Origin of the sequence: Streptomyces liliiviolaceus (assembly GCF_018070025.1) — a bacterium.
GTDB classification, from domain to species: Bacteria; Actinomycetota; Actinomycetes; order Streptomycetales; family Streptomycetaceae; genus Streptomyces; species Streptomyces liliiviolaceus.
On the sequence record NZ_JAGPYQ010000001.1, the window covers coordinates 4,182,248 to 4,198,638 of the forward strand.

Here is a 16,391-nt window from a genome sequence, read left to right on the forward strand (position 1 = left end):
GGGTCGTGTGTCGGCTGCGGGCCGGTGGGGGCTTGTCGCGCAGTTCCCCGCGCCCCTAAAGGCGAAAGGATTGCGCAGTTCCCCGCGCCCCTAAAGACAAAAGATTGCGCCGTTCCTCGCGCCCCTAAGGACAAAAGATTGCGCCGTTCCCCGCGCCCCCAACGGCGGTTCAGGCCATCGTCAGGAATCTCTGGATCAAGGACGCCAGCAGCAGGGCCAGTAGGGGCAGCGAGAACCAGAACGTCGCCTGCAGCCACAGGTGCTGGCGCACGCTCGGGCGCGCAGCCACCCGTACGACCTCCCGCGTCGCGAGCAGCGCGATCAGTGCCACCGCCGCGAGCGCCCCCACCACCGACCAGGGCGTCCAGGTCACCTGCGGACCGATCGGGCCGGGGTCGGCCTTGGCGACCTTGCCGCTCGGCTGCTGCCGCAGGGCGTACAGGGACACGTCCTCGTTCACGAAGACCTTGCGCAGTTCCTGCCGCGCGTCGAGGTTGCGGATGAGCCGGTACTCGTACGTCTTCGAGTAGCCGATGTCCAGTTGCAGATAGGTCACCTGACTGCGGTTGATCATGAGGTACGAGTTCGGGCCCGCGTCCTTGAGCGACTTGACCAGGCTCGACACCAGCACGGGGTCGGCGGGCGCGAGCGTCGGTACGTAGTTGACCTTCTCCATGTCCCGGGTGCCCCACGGCATCGCGGGCGTCACGTTGTTGACCGTGTCGTTGCTCAGCCACAGCACCCGTGTCGTGGGTTTGTCGTGGGCGTACACGTACTCCATCGCGGCGACCTCGCCCGGCCTGATCCGCTCGAACGGCTCGTTGCCCCAGCGGGCCACCAGGAAGCCGCCCATCAGGACGAGGCCCGCCATCAGCGCGGCGAGCGGTGCGAGGCTCACCCGGTCCTTGTCCCGTTCGTCCGCGGTGACGCCCGTGCGCGGGAAGAGCGCGAGGCCGGCGAGCAGGGCCGCTCCCGGCAGAGCGAACATGAAGACGCGCAGCGCCATCTCGCCGCCGTACGACTGCAGGCCGAAGCCGAGGAACGGGACGAAGGTGAGGACGAGCAGCGACCGTTCGCGGTACTTGTGGTCGCGTCGGCGCCACCAGCCCCAGCAGGCCAGCGCAAGCACACCGCCGGCCAGCGCCACGCGCGCGTAGAGGACGAGTTTGTGGGACGAACTGCCCTCGCCGATACGGCCGGAGACCGAGGACGAGACGTTGTCGCCGACTCCGCCGACGCCGCCGAACAGTTCGCCGAAGTGCCCCGACCAGTACGGCTCGGCGAGGAAGCCGATCCATACGCTGACCACGACGGCGAACAGGATCGGCAGGCCCCGCAGTTCGCAGCGGCCGACCAGGACGAGGACCGCGAGGACGCCCAGCATCACGAACGGCGTCAGCTGATGGGCCGGCACGGTCGCCATGAACAGACCGATCAGCACCACGAGCAGCACGGCGCGTTCGCGCCGGCCGGTCGGCTCGACCTCCAGCTCGCCGGGCCGCATCCTCGTCCACAGCACCCGTGGTGCCCGGAACCACACCAGGAGGATCGCCACGAAGACTAGGTAGAGGAGGTAGGTGAAGCCCTGCGGGGAGAAGTAGTCCTGGCCCACCCAGCCGCTGAGCACGAAGATCCAGATGCCGGTCCACTGGGCGCGCCAGCTCGCCCGCATATGGCGTACGAGCAGGAACAGCGGTGCCAGGTAAAGGAGTTGCATGGCTGTCGGCCACCAGCGGATGACCTCGGTCAGGTCGTCGACCCCGCACGCCTTGGAGAGGAACGCGGCCGCCGCGAAGAAGCCCGGCCAGCTCCAGCGGGCGTCCAGATCGGGCACGGCCGAGCCGGTCCGGTCGATGTAGTCGATGAAGCCGAGGTGCTGCCACGCCGTGGCGAACCGCGGCTCGGTCTCGATCACGGCGGGCAGCGCGTGCAGCGACACCACGGTGGCCAGCAGGGTGACCATGAGCAGCGCCTTGTGCTCGCGCCCCAGCCACAGCAGCGAGGCGAACACCAGGACCAGCAGTCCGGCCCCGACCAGGGTCGCCGTGGGCAGGACGGAGATCAGGCCGAGCCCGCCCATCCGGTCCAGATCGCGCTCCCCGAGCTCGGACGCCGGCACCCAGTACAGGACGAGCGCGGCCGTCAGCAGAGAGCCGAGCAGCACCCCGAGCCGGGTCGGCCGCAGCCGCTGCCACCCGACGACTGGCGGCTCCGGCGGTTCGGGCCCGTCCGCCTCCCGTACGGCTCCGGACGCGCCGCCCGTGCCGGACGCGAGCGCGCCGCGTACGCCCTCCGGTTCCTCGGGAACGCCGCCGACCGGTGGGTCGAAGGGGGCGTCCACCTCGATCTCGGACGGGCTGAGGGAGGTCTCCGAGCCCGGTTCCCGCCGCTCGACGGGCAGCCCCAGATCCAGCCGCGAGGAGGGGAGTCGTGGCGGGGGAGTCTGCGGAGTGCGCAGCGCCCAGGTCGGCCGGTGGTCCGGCCGGGGCCCCGAGGGGCGGCCCGGCCGGTCGACCGCGGGTGTTCCGGCGGGCGGTGTCCCGGGGCCGGGCCGTACGTCCGGCCGTCGCTCCAGGTGGTCGAAGTCGAGCTGGACGCCGAGCGCCAGCGTGTCCGTGTCCAGGCGCTGCGCCCAGGCCGGACCGCGCCCCTTCCGCGGCTCGACCTTCCTGGGCCCGTCCTTCCCCGGGCCGTCCGTCCTCGGCCCGTCCTGCTCCGGCCCTCGCACCTTCCCGGCGCCCAGGTCCGCCAGGTCCCCGTCGGACGCCGCGTCCCCGGCGGCTTCCCCGGGCTGCGCGGTCATGACGATCCGGTACAGCCGGGGAGCGGCGAGCAGCACGATCACCGCGAGGCTGGAGATCTCCGCGACGCCCGCGCCGGTCAGTCCCATGCGGGGCAGCAGGATCACCGTGAGGCCGAGGACCAGTACGCACAACAGGCCCTGCAGCCAAGCGAGTCCGGCGGTGCGGCTCTGGGCGCGCAGCACCGCGAAGTACGTCTCCATGACGACCCGCAGCACCGCGCCGACCGCGAACCAGCGCAGCAGCGGCGTCGCCGCGTCCGCGTATCCCTGGCCGAACACACCGAGGATCCAGGGCGCCCCGAAGAACAGCACCCCGGCCACCGGCAGCATGATCCGTGCCATCCGGCGCAGCGCCGCCCGGGTGTTCGCGGCGAGCCGTGCCGGGTCGTGCGAGCCCTCGACGGTCAGCGAGGCACCCATGTTGATGGCGAGCAGATTGACCGTGCCGCCGATGGTGGTGGTGATGTAGAAGTACGCGTTGTCGGCCGAGCCGACCTGCGAGGCGACGATCACCGGGACGAGGTAGACGACGGCGAGCGAGAACAGCGAGCCCGTGTAGTCGCCCGCCAGGAACCGTCCGATCTCCCGCAGAGTGGGCGGCTCGGCGCCCTCCGCGGTCTCCTCCACATGCCGGGGGACCAGCCGCCGGAACACCAGCCAGCCCAGCGGCAGCACGGACACCGCGATCGCCGCGACCCACGACACGAAGACACCCATGGTCGGGATCGCCGACGCGAACGCCACGAGCAGCGCGAGCTTCACCGCCGAGAACACGGTGTTGCCGACGGGCACCCACAGCGCGCTGCGCAGCCCGGTCAGTACGCCGTCCTGGAGGGTCAGCACCGACCAGGCGACGACCGACAGGACGAAACAGAGCCCGATGAGCGGATCGTGCAGGAAGCGGTACGAGGATCCCCAGAGCCCCAGGGTGAGCAGGAAGACGCCCGCGGCCAGCGCCACGACCACCGAACTGCCCGCGTAGGTACGGAAGATGAGCCGTCCGGTGCCGCGGCCCGCCACCGGGATGAACCGGGCGAGGGCGCCCGTCAGCGTCACCGCGGTGAGGCCCGCGAGGAGTTTCATCGCGGCGATCGCGGCGGAGCCCTGCCCGACCGCCGACTCGGAGTAGTACCGGGCGGCGGCCAGCCAGAAGCCGAGCCCGAGGACGGCCGAGATACCGGTGTTCAGCATCAGGGCGTAGGCGTTCCGGAACAGCTGGCTGCCTCCGGACGACGGACCCAGCCGGGGCAGGCGCAGGCGCCGCCCGGACCGCTCGGGTGGATCGGGCGCGGGGGTGTCGGCTTCGGCCGTGGTCGTGTCAGACACGGGAACGGATGGCCTTCCGGCGAACCTGTCGTGCTCTGCGGACCATGGAGTACCCCTTGGTGAGGGCACGGTCCCTGGCGAAGACACGGGTGAGCGCGCGGCCCTCGACGAGCCGCTCGAACTCCCCGATCCCGGTGCTGCGGCGCACGGTGACCCGCCGCAGCGCGTACGGTCCCTGGCGGCGGCGCGCGAGAGCGTTGCCCACGGCGAGCGACTGGGTGAAGCCCGCCTCGCGCACGGCCCGGCGCACCCGGCGGCTGGAGTAGCCGTACGGGTACGCGAACGACGCCGGGAGCACGCCCAGTTCGGCGGCGATGATCTCCCGGCAGTGCCGCAGTTCGTAGCGCAGGGCGTCGTCGGGCAGCTGGTCCAGCTGCGGATGTGTATGGCTGTGGCCGCCGATCTCGACGCCGGAGGCGGCCAGTTCGCGCACCTGGTCCCAGTCGAGCATGACGTCGAGGCCGCCCCCGGTGTCGTACTCCCCGCGCAGCCAGCCCGTCGACACGAACAGCGTGGCCGCGAAGCCGTGCCGGGAGAGCACGGGCAGCGCGTGCCGGTGCACGCCCTCGTAGCCGTCGTCGAAGGTGATCAGCACGGGGCGTTCCGGCAGCGGTGTCGCCTCGCGCCAACTCCCGGCGAGCGACGCGGTGTCGACCGGGGTGAAGCCCGAGCCGCGCAGCAGCGCCATCTGTTCGGCGAACGCCTCGGGTGTCACGGACAGCGTGCGGGTGGCGTCGTTCGGCGCCTTCGCCACCGCGTGGTACATGAGGATCGGCACGCGTGGCTCGGGTGATCCACTCATGGTTCGGCCCCCTCGTTCCGCTCGATTCCGTCGGTCCCCTCGGTCCGGCTGTTCCGCTCGATCGGGAGCGCCGCGAACGTGGTGCCACCCCTGCGCGCCCGGACGCTCCCCAGGGCGTACCCGCCCGCCGCCGTCACCACCCCGGCGACGATGGCGGCGGCCCGGCCCGCGCCGCCGGGGCGGGCGAGCAGGGCGTCGCGCAGACCGCGCGCGACTCCGGCGGGCAGGACACGCGTGGTGTAGCGGCGTTCCGACTCAAGTCCCTTGCCCGCGCCGACGCTCCGGGCGACCAGGGCCTTGGACAGACCTTCGGCGTACGTACGGGTGCGGAAGTACGCGAAGTGCTCGCGTGCCTCGGGCACCCGGTGGTGGATCACCGCCCGGTCGTCGATCAGCAGGACGGCGTCCGGCCGGGCCCGGGTGAGCCGGATGCACAGCTCCGTCTCCTCGCAGCCCAGCGGACGTCTGTCGCCGTCGCGCCCGATACCGGTCGCGAAACCGCCCGCCGCGTCGAAGGCGGTACGGCGGAACGAGGCGTTGCCGCCGAGCACGTTGCGCACCCGGACCCGGCCGGGCGGCAGACCCTTGTACGTGCAGCCCACCACCCAGTCGAACTCGGCGGGGAACCAGACGGGCCGGCGGCCCGACGCCCAGATCGGCATCGTCCGGCCGCCGACCGCCATCACCCGCGGATCCGCGTACCCCTCGGCGAAGCGGCGGAGCCAGTCGCGCTCGGCCACCGCGTCGTCGTCCAGGAAGGCGATCACGTCGCCGCGGGACGCGGCGATCCCGGTGTTGCGGCCCGCGGACAGGCCGCGGGGGCCCGCGTTGGCGAGCACCCGCACCTCTCCGGTCCCCTTGTGCGCCGCGTGTTCCCGGTACTCCTTGTACTCCCTGGACAGCCGGTCCAGGAGCGCCTGGTTGTGGTCGACGACCAGCAGGGTCTCCCGTGCGGGCCGGGACTGCGTCCGCACCGAGGCGACCGCCGCGAGGATGTCCTCCCAGCGGTCCTCGGTGTAGACGCAGATCACCACTGAGATGTCCAGAGCGTTCAAGACGCTTCTCCCGCACCGGAGTTGAGCGTGACCGCGTGCGGGCGCCGGCGCAGCGACCGCCGGTTGGAGCGCTCCTTGAGGATCACCTTGAGCACCCGCAGCCCGTCCCGCACGGCCCGCAGATTGCTCGCGCCGTGGATGCGTACGTACTCGTGGCTCGGTATCTCCTGGACCTTCAGCCCCGCCTTGACCACCCGGATGTTCATCAGGGTCTCCACCTCGAAACCCGTGCAGTCGAGGTCGATCTTGTCCAGGCAGTGCCGCCAGAAAGCGTTGTATCCGTAGCAGAGATCGGTGTAGCGCGCGCCGAACTTGCGGTTGACGACCGTGCACAGGGCCCAGTTGCCGAGCTTGCGGATCGGTGTCATGTCGTCCGTGCCGCCGCCGTTGGCGAACCGCGAACCCTTCGCGAAGTCGGCCCCGGAGACCAGCGCGGAGACGTAACTGACGATCTCGTGACCGTCGGCCGAGCCGTCCGCGTCGACCATCACGATGATGTCGCCGGTGCACGCCTCGAAACCGGTGATCAGGGCGTCGCCCTTGCCCTTCCCGCGCTGCCCGACGACCTTGACGTCGGGCCACAGTTCGCGGGCGACCGCCACGGTGTCGTCGGTGGAATTCCCGTCGACGAGCACCACTTCGTGAATCCACCGCGGAAGTGTCTTGAAGACGAACGGGAGATTCTCCGCCTCGTTCATGGCGGGAATCACGATGCTCACCGGAGGCGCTATGGCCAGGTGAGTTGATATGGGCCGGTACGTGCTGGCAGCGATCTGATCCTGAATGTGACCTTGAATCTGACCTTGCATCTCATTCTGGAGCTGATCTTTGAGCTGATCTTGTCCCGAATCCGCCGGGCGCAGAAAAGAAGTCATTGAGTCTGGTCCCTCTCGTCCGGTGGACCGCCCGCCCCTGGGCGGTCCGGTTCTTTGTCCGGTTCGAAAGGGGGGTTTCTCACTTACGGCATGCCGAAATAGATCTCCGTCCATGCCGGGTGAGCTGGCATAACTGGCCGACTGTCTGGGTCGGTCTCGCGGCACGGCCCGGCAGCCTTGCGGTCACCGAGCACGGCACCCCCCTACCGCGCCCCGCGCCGGGCCCTCGTCGCGATCTTGAGCCCTCCCCTAGATCGCATATGCGCTGATGGACCGATGCGGGTGAGATGTACGACGGTATTGATGATTGAGACGCTATGGCAAGACCTGGAACATGGCCTCACGTTTTTGTTGGTTTGGCCGTTACTCAACCGCCCGAACGGATCTTCCCCATCCGTTTGAGCATTTTGTCGGCCGGCTCGAACAACTCCGGCCTCCCCAGCACCGCATTGCGCAGAGCGCGGACGGGGGCGCGTCGCGCCCGGTGTCCGAACGCCACGGGATGGCGGCGCGCAACCCACCCTTCGGACACGGTGAGTTCCCGTGTCTTGAGGGAGTCCTTGTATTCCTTCTGGCCCCTGCCGAGATCCAGATAGGCGATGCCGTCGGCGGCGGCCGCCTCGGCCATGCGTAAATGCAGGATCAGACCGGGGGAGTATTTCGAGAACGCCGGATCGTACGCGGGGAACCAGCACGCCAGCACCCGTTCGGAACGCAGTCCGAAGTGCGCGGCGATCGGCCGGCCGTCGGCGTAGAGCACCGACAGGAGCCCGGCGAACGACTCGGAACGGCTGTGGAAGAGCTGCTGTGCCAGCCGGGCGATCCAGTCCTGCGCGAAGCGGTCGCTGCGCCCGGTCCTGCGGTACTGCGCCGACTTCCAGCGCATCAACGTGCCCAGCGCCTCGGGGTCGCGCTCGTCGTGCACGTACCGCACGTCCGCGTGGTCGCGGCCCAGCTTGCGCTCCTTGGCGAGCGTGGTCCGGGTGAACTTGGGTGACTGGGAGCGCAGTTGGGTCAGATACGCCTCGTACCCTCGGTCGACGTCGATGACCGGGGACGGGAAGGCGCCGGAGGCTCCGGCCTCGAACGGTGCCTGGCCCTGGGCCAGATGGTCGAACTCCCACACGGAGAGGCCGCAGGCCCTCAGCAGTTGGCGGGCGTCCCAGGTGAAACCGGGGCGGTGGACCAGCCCCTGACAGTCCGAGATGCCCAGTCCGATCGCCCGGCCGACGCCCGCGGCGGTGGTGTGGAAGGGGAAGAACGCGGCGGGTTCGCCGTTCTCCCTGATGACCGCGATCCGTACGCCGCGCCGGCAGCGGCCCACGGCCAGTGTGAACTCCGGGGACAGGAACGGGTTCGCGAGTTCCGGGGTGTCGTGCAGATGGGCCTTCGACTGGAAGGCCGTCCACGCCGACCGGTCGGCGGAGGTCAGTTCGCCGGGGCGGTACACGCTGATGTCCATGTCATCCACGTCGTCCACGTCGTCCACGTCAGGAAACCCGTCTTCTCGCCGTACGGCCGCGCAGCCGCCGTACCAGGACCAGCAGGAGAATGAGGGAACTGAGTGCGGCCACGGCCGCGATTCCGCCCGGGACCGACCACCGGTGCACGGCGAGCATGCCCTGGGCGACCAGGAGATTGACAGCTACCGCTGCCGACAAGGACGCCAGGACGCGGCCCACCGGTTCCAGGTTCCGCAGGGCGATCGCCACGGCGGCGGCGGGGGCGGCGAGCAGGAAGAAGAGTGTGAGGGGGGCGCGCAGGGGGGAGTCGATGTCGGCGAGGGCCAGGACGGCGCCCACGCCGGCGATCGTGGTGGCCGCTCCCGCGAGCAGGGGGAGCAGGTCCCTTGCCGGGGTCCGCGCCTGCCGTAACCGCTCGTCGCCGTCCTGGTCGGGCGGGTCCGATGATGATGACTTGATACCTATGGTCTGCATGGGCGACTTGCCCCCTGAAGCGCCGGATGTCGGGCTTCAATGTCGCGCAGCTGTCGGGGAGCAGTCAAGCCCTGTGGCGGCTGCCGGCGCGTGAAGGGGGGTTGTCGTTCGCCTGCGGGCCGGTGGGGGCTGGTCGCGCAGTTCCCCGCGCCCCTAAAGACCAAAAGACTGCGCCGTTCCCCGCGCCCCTTCAGGGGCGCGGGGAACGGCGCGATCTTTTTGTGACGGGTTACGGGACTATCTTCAGGAGGCGGTTGGGGGAGCCTGTGCCGGGGGACGTGACCTTTCCGGTGGTGGCGCCGTTCGTCAGGGCCGTGGCGACCTGGGCAGGAGTCGCCGAGGTGTGACCGGCCAGGTACACCGCCGCCGCGCCCGCGACATGCGGCGTGGCCATCGACGTACCCGAGATCGTGTTCGTCGCGCTGTCACTCGTGTTCCAGCCCGCCGTGATCGACGACCCGGGCGCGAAGATGTCCAGCACGGAACCGTAGTTCGAGTAGCTGGCCTTCGCGTCCGTGCTGGTGGTCGCGCCCACGGTGATCGCCGCCGCGACCCGCGCCGGCGAGTACGACGAGGCGTTGGCGCTGCTGTTGCCCGCCGCCACCGCGTAGGTCACCCCGCTCGCGATGGAGTTGGACACCGCGGCGTCCAGCGTCGAGGAGGCGCCGCCGCCGAGCGACAGGTTGGCGACCGAGGGACCGCTGTGGTTCGCGGTCACCCAGTTGATGCCGGCGATGACACCCGCCGTGGTGCCGGAGCCGGCGTTGTCGAGCACGCGGACCGCCACGATGTTCGCCTTCTTGGCGATGCCGTAGGTCGAGCCCGCGATGGTCGTGGCGACGTGCGTGCCGTGACCGTTGCCGTCCGAGGCGACGGTGTCGCCGTCCACGGCGTCGTAGCCGTAGCTGGCCCGCCCGCTGATCTGCGAGTGCGTGATGCGTACGCCGGTGTCGATGACGTACGCCGTCACCCCGCTGCCCGCCGAGTCCGGGTAGGTGTACGTGCCGGACAGCGGCAGCGACGCCTGGTCGGAGCGGTCGAGGCCCCAGGGCGCGTTGGACTGGGTGGTGTCGCTCGCGCGCACGATCTGGTTCTGCTCGACCGTCGCCACCGACGGGTCGGCGGCGAGTCTGCGGGCCTCGGCCGCGGAGAGGTTCGCCGAGTAGCCGTTCAGCGCGGCGCCGAACGTCTTCGCGACGGTGCCGCCGTACCCCTTGATGAGGCTCTTGCCCTGGGCCGACGAGGCCTTGAAGCCGGCGCCCTTCTTGAGCGTGACGATGTAGCTGTCCTTGACGGCGGTGGGGGAGTCGGCCGCCAGGACCCGGCCCTCGGCCGGTGCGGCCTGGGCGGGCAGGGCGGTGACGGCGCCGAGCAGGGCGGCGGTCACCACGGAGGTCGCCGCGGCGATCCGGATCTTCTTGCTACGCAGCTGTGCCATTACGAGGGATTCCTCCTCATAGGCGGCGCGCGCCTGGGATGGGGCGCGCGTCTGTGGGGGGTGCGCACGTGATTGCGCGCACAGCCAGGAGCGTCGCGTTCCGCTACTGGTCGAGACATCAGCGTGATCGGTCTACGGGCGTAGCTCAAGGGAGTTGAGGGTATGTCACATGTCTGTCATGAGCACGCAATCGAACGTGTGGTGAACGTCAGGAAGAACTACCTGCCTGACCTGAAAAGTCTTGGCATGAACGCTTCCTGACGACACGTGCGGCTGGTACCAAAGTCACGGCAGAGATCCTGCTAAAGGGAGGTTCCATGAGACGTTCCCGACTTACGGCATACGTGACCTCGCTTCTCCTCGCCGCCGCCGTCGCCCTCACCGGGGCAGCGACGGCCGAGGCGTCCCAACAAGCCGCCGCCACGGGCTATGTGGCCCTCGGCGACTCCTACTCCTCCGGCGTCGGCGCGGGCAGCTACATCAGCTCCAGCGGCGACTGCAAGCGCAGCACGAAGGCCTACCCCTACCTCTGGGCGGCCGCGCATTCACCCTCGTCCTTCGACTTCACCGCTTGCTCGGGCGCCCGTACGGGTGATGTTCTGGCGAATCAGCTGGGCCCGCTCAACTCCTCCACCGGCGTCGTCTCGATCTCCGTCGGCGGCAACGACGCCGGGTTCGCCGACGTCATGACGACCTGCGTCCTGCAGTCCGACAGCGCCTGCGTCGCCCGCGTCAACCAGGCGAAGGCGTACGTCGACTCGACACTCCCCGGCAAGCTCGACTCGGTCTACTCGGCGATCAGCGCCAAGGCCCCGGCGGCCCAGGTCGTCGTCCTGGGCTACCCCCGCTTCTACAAGCTGAGCGGCAGCTGCCTGGCCGGTCTCTCCGAGACGGAACGGGCCGCCATCAACGGCGCCGCCGACTACCTGGACAGCGCCATCGCCAAGCGCGCCGCCGACCACGGCTTCACGTTCGGCGACGTACGCCCCACGTTCACGAACCACGAGATCTGCTCCGGCAGCGCCTGGCTGCACAGCGTCAACTGGTTGAACATCGGTGAGTCCTACCACCCGACCGCCGCCGGTCAGTCGGGCGGCTACCTGCCCGTCTTCACCGCCGCCGCCTGACCGATTCCGCCACCTGACCGATTCCGCGGGCCTGATCCACCCGCGGCCTGCTCACCCCCAGGGCCTGAGCGCCCCGTCCGGGGCCAGTGCCTGGGGAGAACCGGAGCCGGAGGTCCCGCCCGTCGGGGCCTCCGTCTCGCAGGTGACCGAGAACGGCACCTGGTTCGACTTCGTCCGCTGGGGGCTGCGGACCTCCACACCGATCTTGTTCGTGAGCGTCCCCGACGTGTCGTACGTCGTCAGGACGACCGTGTTCTGCTTGCTCTTCCCGCCGCCCTGCGGGAACGAGAGCGTCTTCCAGCCCGGGTCGGACACCTCACCGGTCTCCGTCACCCAGCGGTACTGCACATCGACCGGTACGACGCCCACGGTGAACGTCGCCGTGAAGGTCGGAGCCCCCGCCTCGGGCGGCGGGCAGGCGCCGGTGTAGTCGGTGTGCGAGCCCGAGACCGTCACCTTCACGGACTGGGTGGGCGCGGGTGTCGTAGCCCCGCCGCCCGTGGTCGAGCCGCCGTCCGACCCGCTCGTACCGGAGTTCTCCGTCGTCGAGCCGCCGTCGGTGCCGCCCCCGTCGCTCCCGTTGCTCGCGCCGCCGTCGCCCCCGCCCGTGGAGCCGCCGGTGGTCCCGCCGGTCGAGCTGTTGGCCCCGTTTCCCCCGTCGCCGCCGTTGTCGCGGTTGATCAGCGCGTAGCTCAGGCCCGCGATGGCCAGGGCGAGAGCGGCCAGACCCGCGATCATCACGATCATGGTGCGCCGGGAACGGTCGGGCTGCGCGGTCGTCGTCGTGGCGGTGGGAGTCTGCGGGCCGGGTGAGGCGGGCGAGTACGCCGGCACCGGGGACGGCCGGGTCGGGTCGCCCCGGTCCGGCTGCGGGAACGCGGCGATCGTCGGCGCGTAGGGGACGGTGCCCGTACGGGGTGTGCCGCCGGCCGAGACGAGCCGCAGATCCCGCTCGGCGTCCTCTGCCGACATGCGCTCCGCCGGGTCCTTGCGCAGCAGCCCCTCGATGACCGGAGCGAGCGGACCCGCCCGGAGCGGCGGCGGCAACTCCTCGTCGACGACCGCGCGCAGGGTGCTGAGCGGGGTGTTCTGCCGGAACGGAGAGTTCCCCTCGACGGCCGCGTACAGGAGCACGCCGAGCGACCACAGGTCCGACTCGGGCCCCGGCGTACGCCCCAGCGCCCGCTCGGGGGCGAGGAACTCGGGCGAGCCGATCACCTCGCCGGTCATCGTGAGCGCCGAACTGCCCTCGACCGTGGCGATGCCGAAGTCGGTGAGCACGATGCGGCCGTCGTTGGACAGCAGGACGTTGCCGGGCTTCACGTCCCGGTGCAGGACCCCCGCCTCGTGCGCGGCCCGCAGCGCGGCGAGCACCTCCGCGCCGATGTGGGCGGCGCGCTCCGGGGACAACGGGCCCTCGGCGTCCAGTGCGTCGGACAGCGCGATCCCGCGGATCAGCTCCATCACGATCCACGGGCGGCCGTCCTCCATCGCCACGTCGTAGACCGTCACCACATTGCGGTTCGAGACCCGGGCCGCGGCCCACGCCTCACGCTCCAGGCGGGCGTACATCCGCTCGACGTCGGGGCCCGGCAGCCCGCCCGGGGCCCGTACCTCCTTGACCGCCACCTCGCGGTGCAGCACCTCGTCGCGGGCCCGCCACACCGTCCCCATCCCGCCCTCGCCCAGCGGCGAGAGAAGACGGTAGCGGCCCGCGATCACACGTTCACTGCCCGGCTCTTCGGACACGGGCGTCCCCCATTCGCATCCGCACGATTCTGAACAAAAGTAGCTCAACCGAGTGCGGTTGCCGCCCCCTTGAACACCAAACCGGCCCCAAGGGCCACTACTACGAACGCGGATCCGAGCGGCGTGGCCCGGCGGACCAGCGCCGCGGTCCTCCCGCCCGACCAGCGGGCGCCGTTCTCGATGGCCTTCGCGACCCGGCTGCCGACCCTGACGACGGCGAACCCGGCCGCCGTGAGGGTGAGCGCGAGCCCGGCCCCGTACGCCAGGACGAGCAGCAGCCCGAACCAGGCCTTGCCGAGCGCCGCCGCGCCGACGAGCACGACCACGGCGGACGGGCTGGGGACGAGACCTCCCGCGAAGCCGAGGAGAAGCGTGTCCTTGAGCTTGAGGGCCGGCCCGTGCGTGTGGGTGTGCGGGTGGGGGTGCGCATGCCCGTGCCCATGGCCGTGCGCATGCCCGTGCTCGTCCTCGTGGCTGTGCTTGTGGCCGTCGCCCTCCCCATGCCCGTGCTTGTCCCCGTCCCCGTGGTCGTGCGTGTGCGCCGGGCCGTGGCTGTGCGTATGTCCGGGGCCGTGACTGTGCGAGTGGGAGTGCCCGTGCCCGTGTCCGCGCTGCTGCCAGGCCCGGCGTACGAGGGTCGCGCCGGCCACCGTGACGATGACGCCGCTCGTCACGCCCAGCCAGGCGATCACCGAGGGCGCCGCCGCCGAACCGGCGGTGACCAGGATGCCCAGGGCGACCACGCCGAGGGTGTGAGTGACCGTCACGGAGGCGGCCAGCGGCAGCACGTCACGCATCGTCGCGTTGCCGCGGGCGGCGGCCGTGGCGGCCATGATGGTCTTGCCGTGTCCCGGAGCCAGGGCGTGCAGCGCGCCGAGCAGGACCGCGATGCCCAGGGCCAGCGCGGCGAAGCCCAGCGTCAGATCGTGCCGGGAGACCAGATCGTCCAGCGCGCGCGTGAAGCGGTCGGCGCCACGCGGCAGCACGGACGAGGCGGGCGCGTCGGTCTTCTCCTCGACGAGCGCGGGACCACCGGGGCGCACGCGCAGGGAGGCGGACGCCGTGTCGGCGGGCGACGACAGCAACTCCGCCGGGTACTTGGTCAGTTCGCCCGAGACGGACTTCTCGGGTACGTCGGAGGAGGTGAGCGTCATCCGGTCGCCGCGCGCCGTGACCTCGCGCCAGCCCGGCCCGTCGTCCACGGAGGCGCGGAAGCGCACCGCCAGGTTCCCGTCGGGCAGCGGAGCCGTCCAACGGCACTCCACCCGGAGCGTCTTGAGGCCGGCCTGCCCGGGCCGCACCCGGGCACGGCTCTCACCGGCGGTCAGCGCGACGGGCTTCCCGCCCACGCTCACCCGGCTCCTCCCGGCCGCCGTCTCGCACCGCTCCCGCGCCCAACTCCCCATGCCCGCCTTGTCGATGGCGGGCTGGGCCTGGGTCGCCGGGATCTCCGCGAGGTCCTCCACATGCAGGACCCGCAGCTTTCCGGGCGCGACGACCAGACCGTCGTACCGGTTCACGGTGAAGTTGCCCAGCGGGTGCGCCGAGGCCGACCCGGAGGGGATCAGCACGAGCGCGCAGGCGGCCATGAGCACGGCCGCGCAGGACCCGTACGCGCGACGGCGCACGGTCGCCCGCCGGTTCCGGGTGAGGCGGGAACGGAGGCCGCGCAGTCCGGGCAGGGTGAGGGCGCTCACCGCGCACCGCCCAGGGCGGTCAGGGCCTTCTCGGCCTGCTGCGCGCCCACCGGCGAGAAGCCCGGGTTGAGTTCGAGCGCCGCCGACAGGCTGCCGCGGGCCTCCTTCGCGTGGCCCGTGGCGCGTTCGATCATGCCGCGGTGGTAGAGGAACGTGGCGTCGCGGTAGCCGGTCGCGGTGGCGCGCCGGGCGTAGGCCAGGGCCTCGTCGTCACGGTCATTGACGTGCAGGGCCCAGGCGAGCGCGTCCGCGGTGTGCACGGTGTGGCGGCGTTCCCACTCCGCGCGGGCGGCGCGCAGGGCGGCCTTGCGGTCGCCGTGGTCCGCCGCCGCGAGGGCGGTGTCCAGATCGGCGTTGACGCCGTTGGCGCGGGCCAGCGAGGTCCAGGCGTCGACCAGCGCGTACTGGTCGCGGGCCTTCGCCGGGTCACCCTCGTCGTCGCGTGCCTCGTACAGCTCGCCGAGCACGACCAGCGGTCCCGGCAGCGGGAAGCGCGCCACGACCTCCTCCATCCCGCGGATCGCGGCCGCCCGGTCGCCGTTCGCGGCCTGCGCGCGGGCGCGGCCCTCCAGCGCCGGCAGATAGGTCCTGTCGGCCCGGAGCGCCTGCTCGTAGTACTTCAGGGCCACCCCGTAGTCGCCCTCGCGCCAGGAGAGCTGGCCCAGCGACCCCGCCACGTACGCGATGTCCCCGGGCGCGGTGGCACCGGCCAGCGCCTGCTTCAGGACACGGCGTGCCGTGCCGATGTCGCCGCGCAGCTCACGCACATAGGCGTACCGGGTGAAGACCGGAACGCCCGGGCGGCGCGAGTCGGCCTCGTCGGCGGCCTTCGCCGCCTCCTTGTAGCGGCCCAGTTCGACCAGGGCGTCTATGCGGACCGACAGCGCGCGCTCGTTGAAGGCGTTCTCGTCCAGTGCCTGCTCCGAGAAGGCCAGTGCCTCGGGGAACTCGTGCCGGGCCGCGGCGAGCGCCGCCCGGCCGGCCAGCGCCGGATCGTTGTCGGGGCTCAGCTCCAGCGACCGTGCCAGCGCGCGCTGTGCTTGCGGATAGCGGGACGGGTCGCCGTTGGTGCGGGCCTGTTCGACATAGGCCATGCCCAGCGTGGCCCAGCCGCCGGAGTCCTTGGGCTGCGCCTTGAGATGGGACTGCAGCGCGGAGATGCCCGAGGCCAGGCTGCCGCCCGCCAGCAGTTCGGGATCGAGGCCGGGCGCGGACGACACCGTGCTCGTGTCGTCCCCGCCCCGGTTGCCCAGCACCACGGCCCCCGCGGTCATCGCGACGGCGAGAGCGACGGCGCAGGCCGCGAGCTGCAGCGCCCGGGACCGCCCGGATCCCCGGCGCTCCCCGGGCGCGGGCCGACCGGTCCCGGTGGTCGCTGCCGCCGCTGCCGACCCGGCCGCCCCTGCCGTCTCGGCCGGCGTGGCCGTCCCGGTCGGGTCGGCAGCTGTCTCCGCCGTCCCGGCCGGATCGGCGGCCTCGTCGACGAGGTCCCTCTCCTGCGCGTCGTCGTTGCTCCGCGGGGACATTGCGCTCTCCTCAATCGCCATGCTGGAAAAGGTGGTTCACGTGGTGGATGCGTTCG

General features: G+C 71.3%; 11 protein-coding genes. 1 reads left to right on the plus strand and 10 read right to left on the minus strand.

Annotated features, from left to right (window positions below; all coding sequences use genetic code 11):
• Positions 1 to 169 precede the first annotated feature (169 nt).
• The 7 genes from J8N05_RS18330 to J8N05_RS18360 form a co-directional block, all read right to left on the minus strand.
• Positions 170 to 4,129 (minus strand): lipopolysaccharide biosynthesis protein, encoded by a 3,960-nt coding sequence (locus J8N05_RS18330; protein WP_210884105.1) that lies wholly within the window; start codon positions 4,127 to 4,129, stop codon positions 170 to 172.
• Positions 4,122 to 4,931: a polysaccharide deacetylase family protein gene (locus J8N05_RS18335; RefSeq protein ID WP_210884106.1), complete on the minus strand. Its 810-nt coding sequence runs from the start codon at positions 4,929 to 4,931 to the stop codon at positions 4,122 to 4,124. Before J8N05_RS18335 ends, J8N05_RS18330 begins: the two co-directional genes overlap by 8 nt.
• Entirely contained in the window at positions 4,928 to 5,986 is a 1,059-nt protein-coding gene (locus J8N05_RS18340) for a glycosyltransferase family 2 protein (RefSeq protein ID WP_210884107.1), read from the minus strand. The genes J8N05_RS18335 and J8N05_RS18340 overlap by 4 nt, the downstream gene beginning before the upstream one ends.
• On the minus strand, positions 5,983 to 6,795 hold the full coding sequence (locus tag J8N05_RS18345) for a glycosyltransferase family 2 protein (protein ID WP_210884108.1): 813 nt from the start codon (positions 6,793 to 6,795) through the stop codon (positions 5,983 to 5,985). Before J8N05_RS18345 ends, J8N05_RS18340 begins: the two co-directional genes overlap by 4 nt.
• 433 nt (positions 6,796 to 7,228) lie before the next feature.
• Entirely contained in the window at positions 7,229 to 8,323 is a 1,095-nt protein-coding gene (locus J8N05_RS18350) for a GNAT family N-acetyltransferase (RefSeq protein WP_210890241.1), read from the minus strand.
• Positions 8,324 to 8,351: 28 nt separating this feature from the next.
• Positions 8,352 to 8,798: a hypothetical protein gene (locus tag J8N05_RS18355; protein ID WP_247706315.1), complete on the minus strand. Its 447-nt coding sequence runs from the start codon at positions 8,796 to 8,798 to the stop codon at positions 8,352 to 8,354.
• Positions 8,799 to 9,027: 229 nt separating this feature from the next.
• Positions 9,028 to 10,236 (minus strand): S8 family peptidase, encoded by a 1,209-nt coding sequence (locus J8N05_RS18360; protein WP_210884109.1) that lies wholly within the window; start codon positions 10,234 to 10,236, stop codon positions 9,028 to 9,030.
• Between the two features lie 317 nt (positions 10,237 to 10,553).
• On the opposite strand from J8N05_RS18360, the gene J8N05_RS18365 reads away from it, so the two are divergent.
• The gene (locus tag J8N05_RS18365; protein ID WP_210884110.1) at positions 10,554 to 11,363 is read left to right on the plus strand and encodes an SGNH/GDSL hydrolase family protein; all 810 of its coding nucleotides are present in this window, start codon (positions 10,554 to 10,556) and stop codon (positions 11,361 to 11,363) included.
• 51 nt (positions 11,364 to 11,414) lie between these two features.
• On the opposite strand, the gene J8N05_RS18370 is transcribed toward J8N05_RS18365, so the two are convergent.
• The 3 genes from J8N05_RS18370 to J8N05_RS18380 all read right to left on the minus strand — a co-directional run bounded on the left by J8N05_RS18370 (position 11,415) and on the right by J8N05_RS18380 (position 16,335).
• Positions 11,415 to 13,112: a serine/threonine-protein kinase gene (locus J8N05_RS18370; RefSeq protein WP_210884112.1), complete on the minus strand. Its 1,698-nt coding sequence runs from the start codon at positions 13,110 to 13,112 to the stop codon at positions 11,415 to 11,417.
• 44 nt (positions 13,113 to 13,156) lie between these two features.
• Positions 13,157 to 14,701, minus strand: a complete 1,545-nt coding sequence (locus J8N05_RS18375; RefSeq protein WP_210890243.1) for a HoxN/HupN/NixA family nickel/cobalt transporter — start codon at positions 14,699 to 14,701, stop codon at positions 13,157 to 13,159.
• A 104-nt stretch (positions 14,702 to 14,805) separates the two neighbouring features.
• Positions 14,806 to 16,335: a tetratricopeptide repeat protein gene (locus J8N05_RS18380; protein WP_210884114.1), complete on the minus strand. Its 1,530-nt coding sequence runs from the start codon at positions 16,333 to 16,335 to the stop codon at positions 14,806 to 14,808.
• Positions 16,336 to 16,391 lie beyond the last annotated feature (56 nt).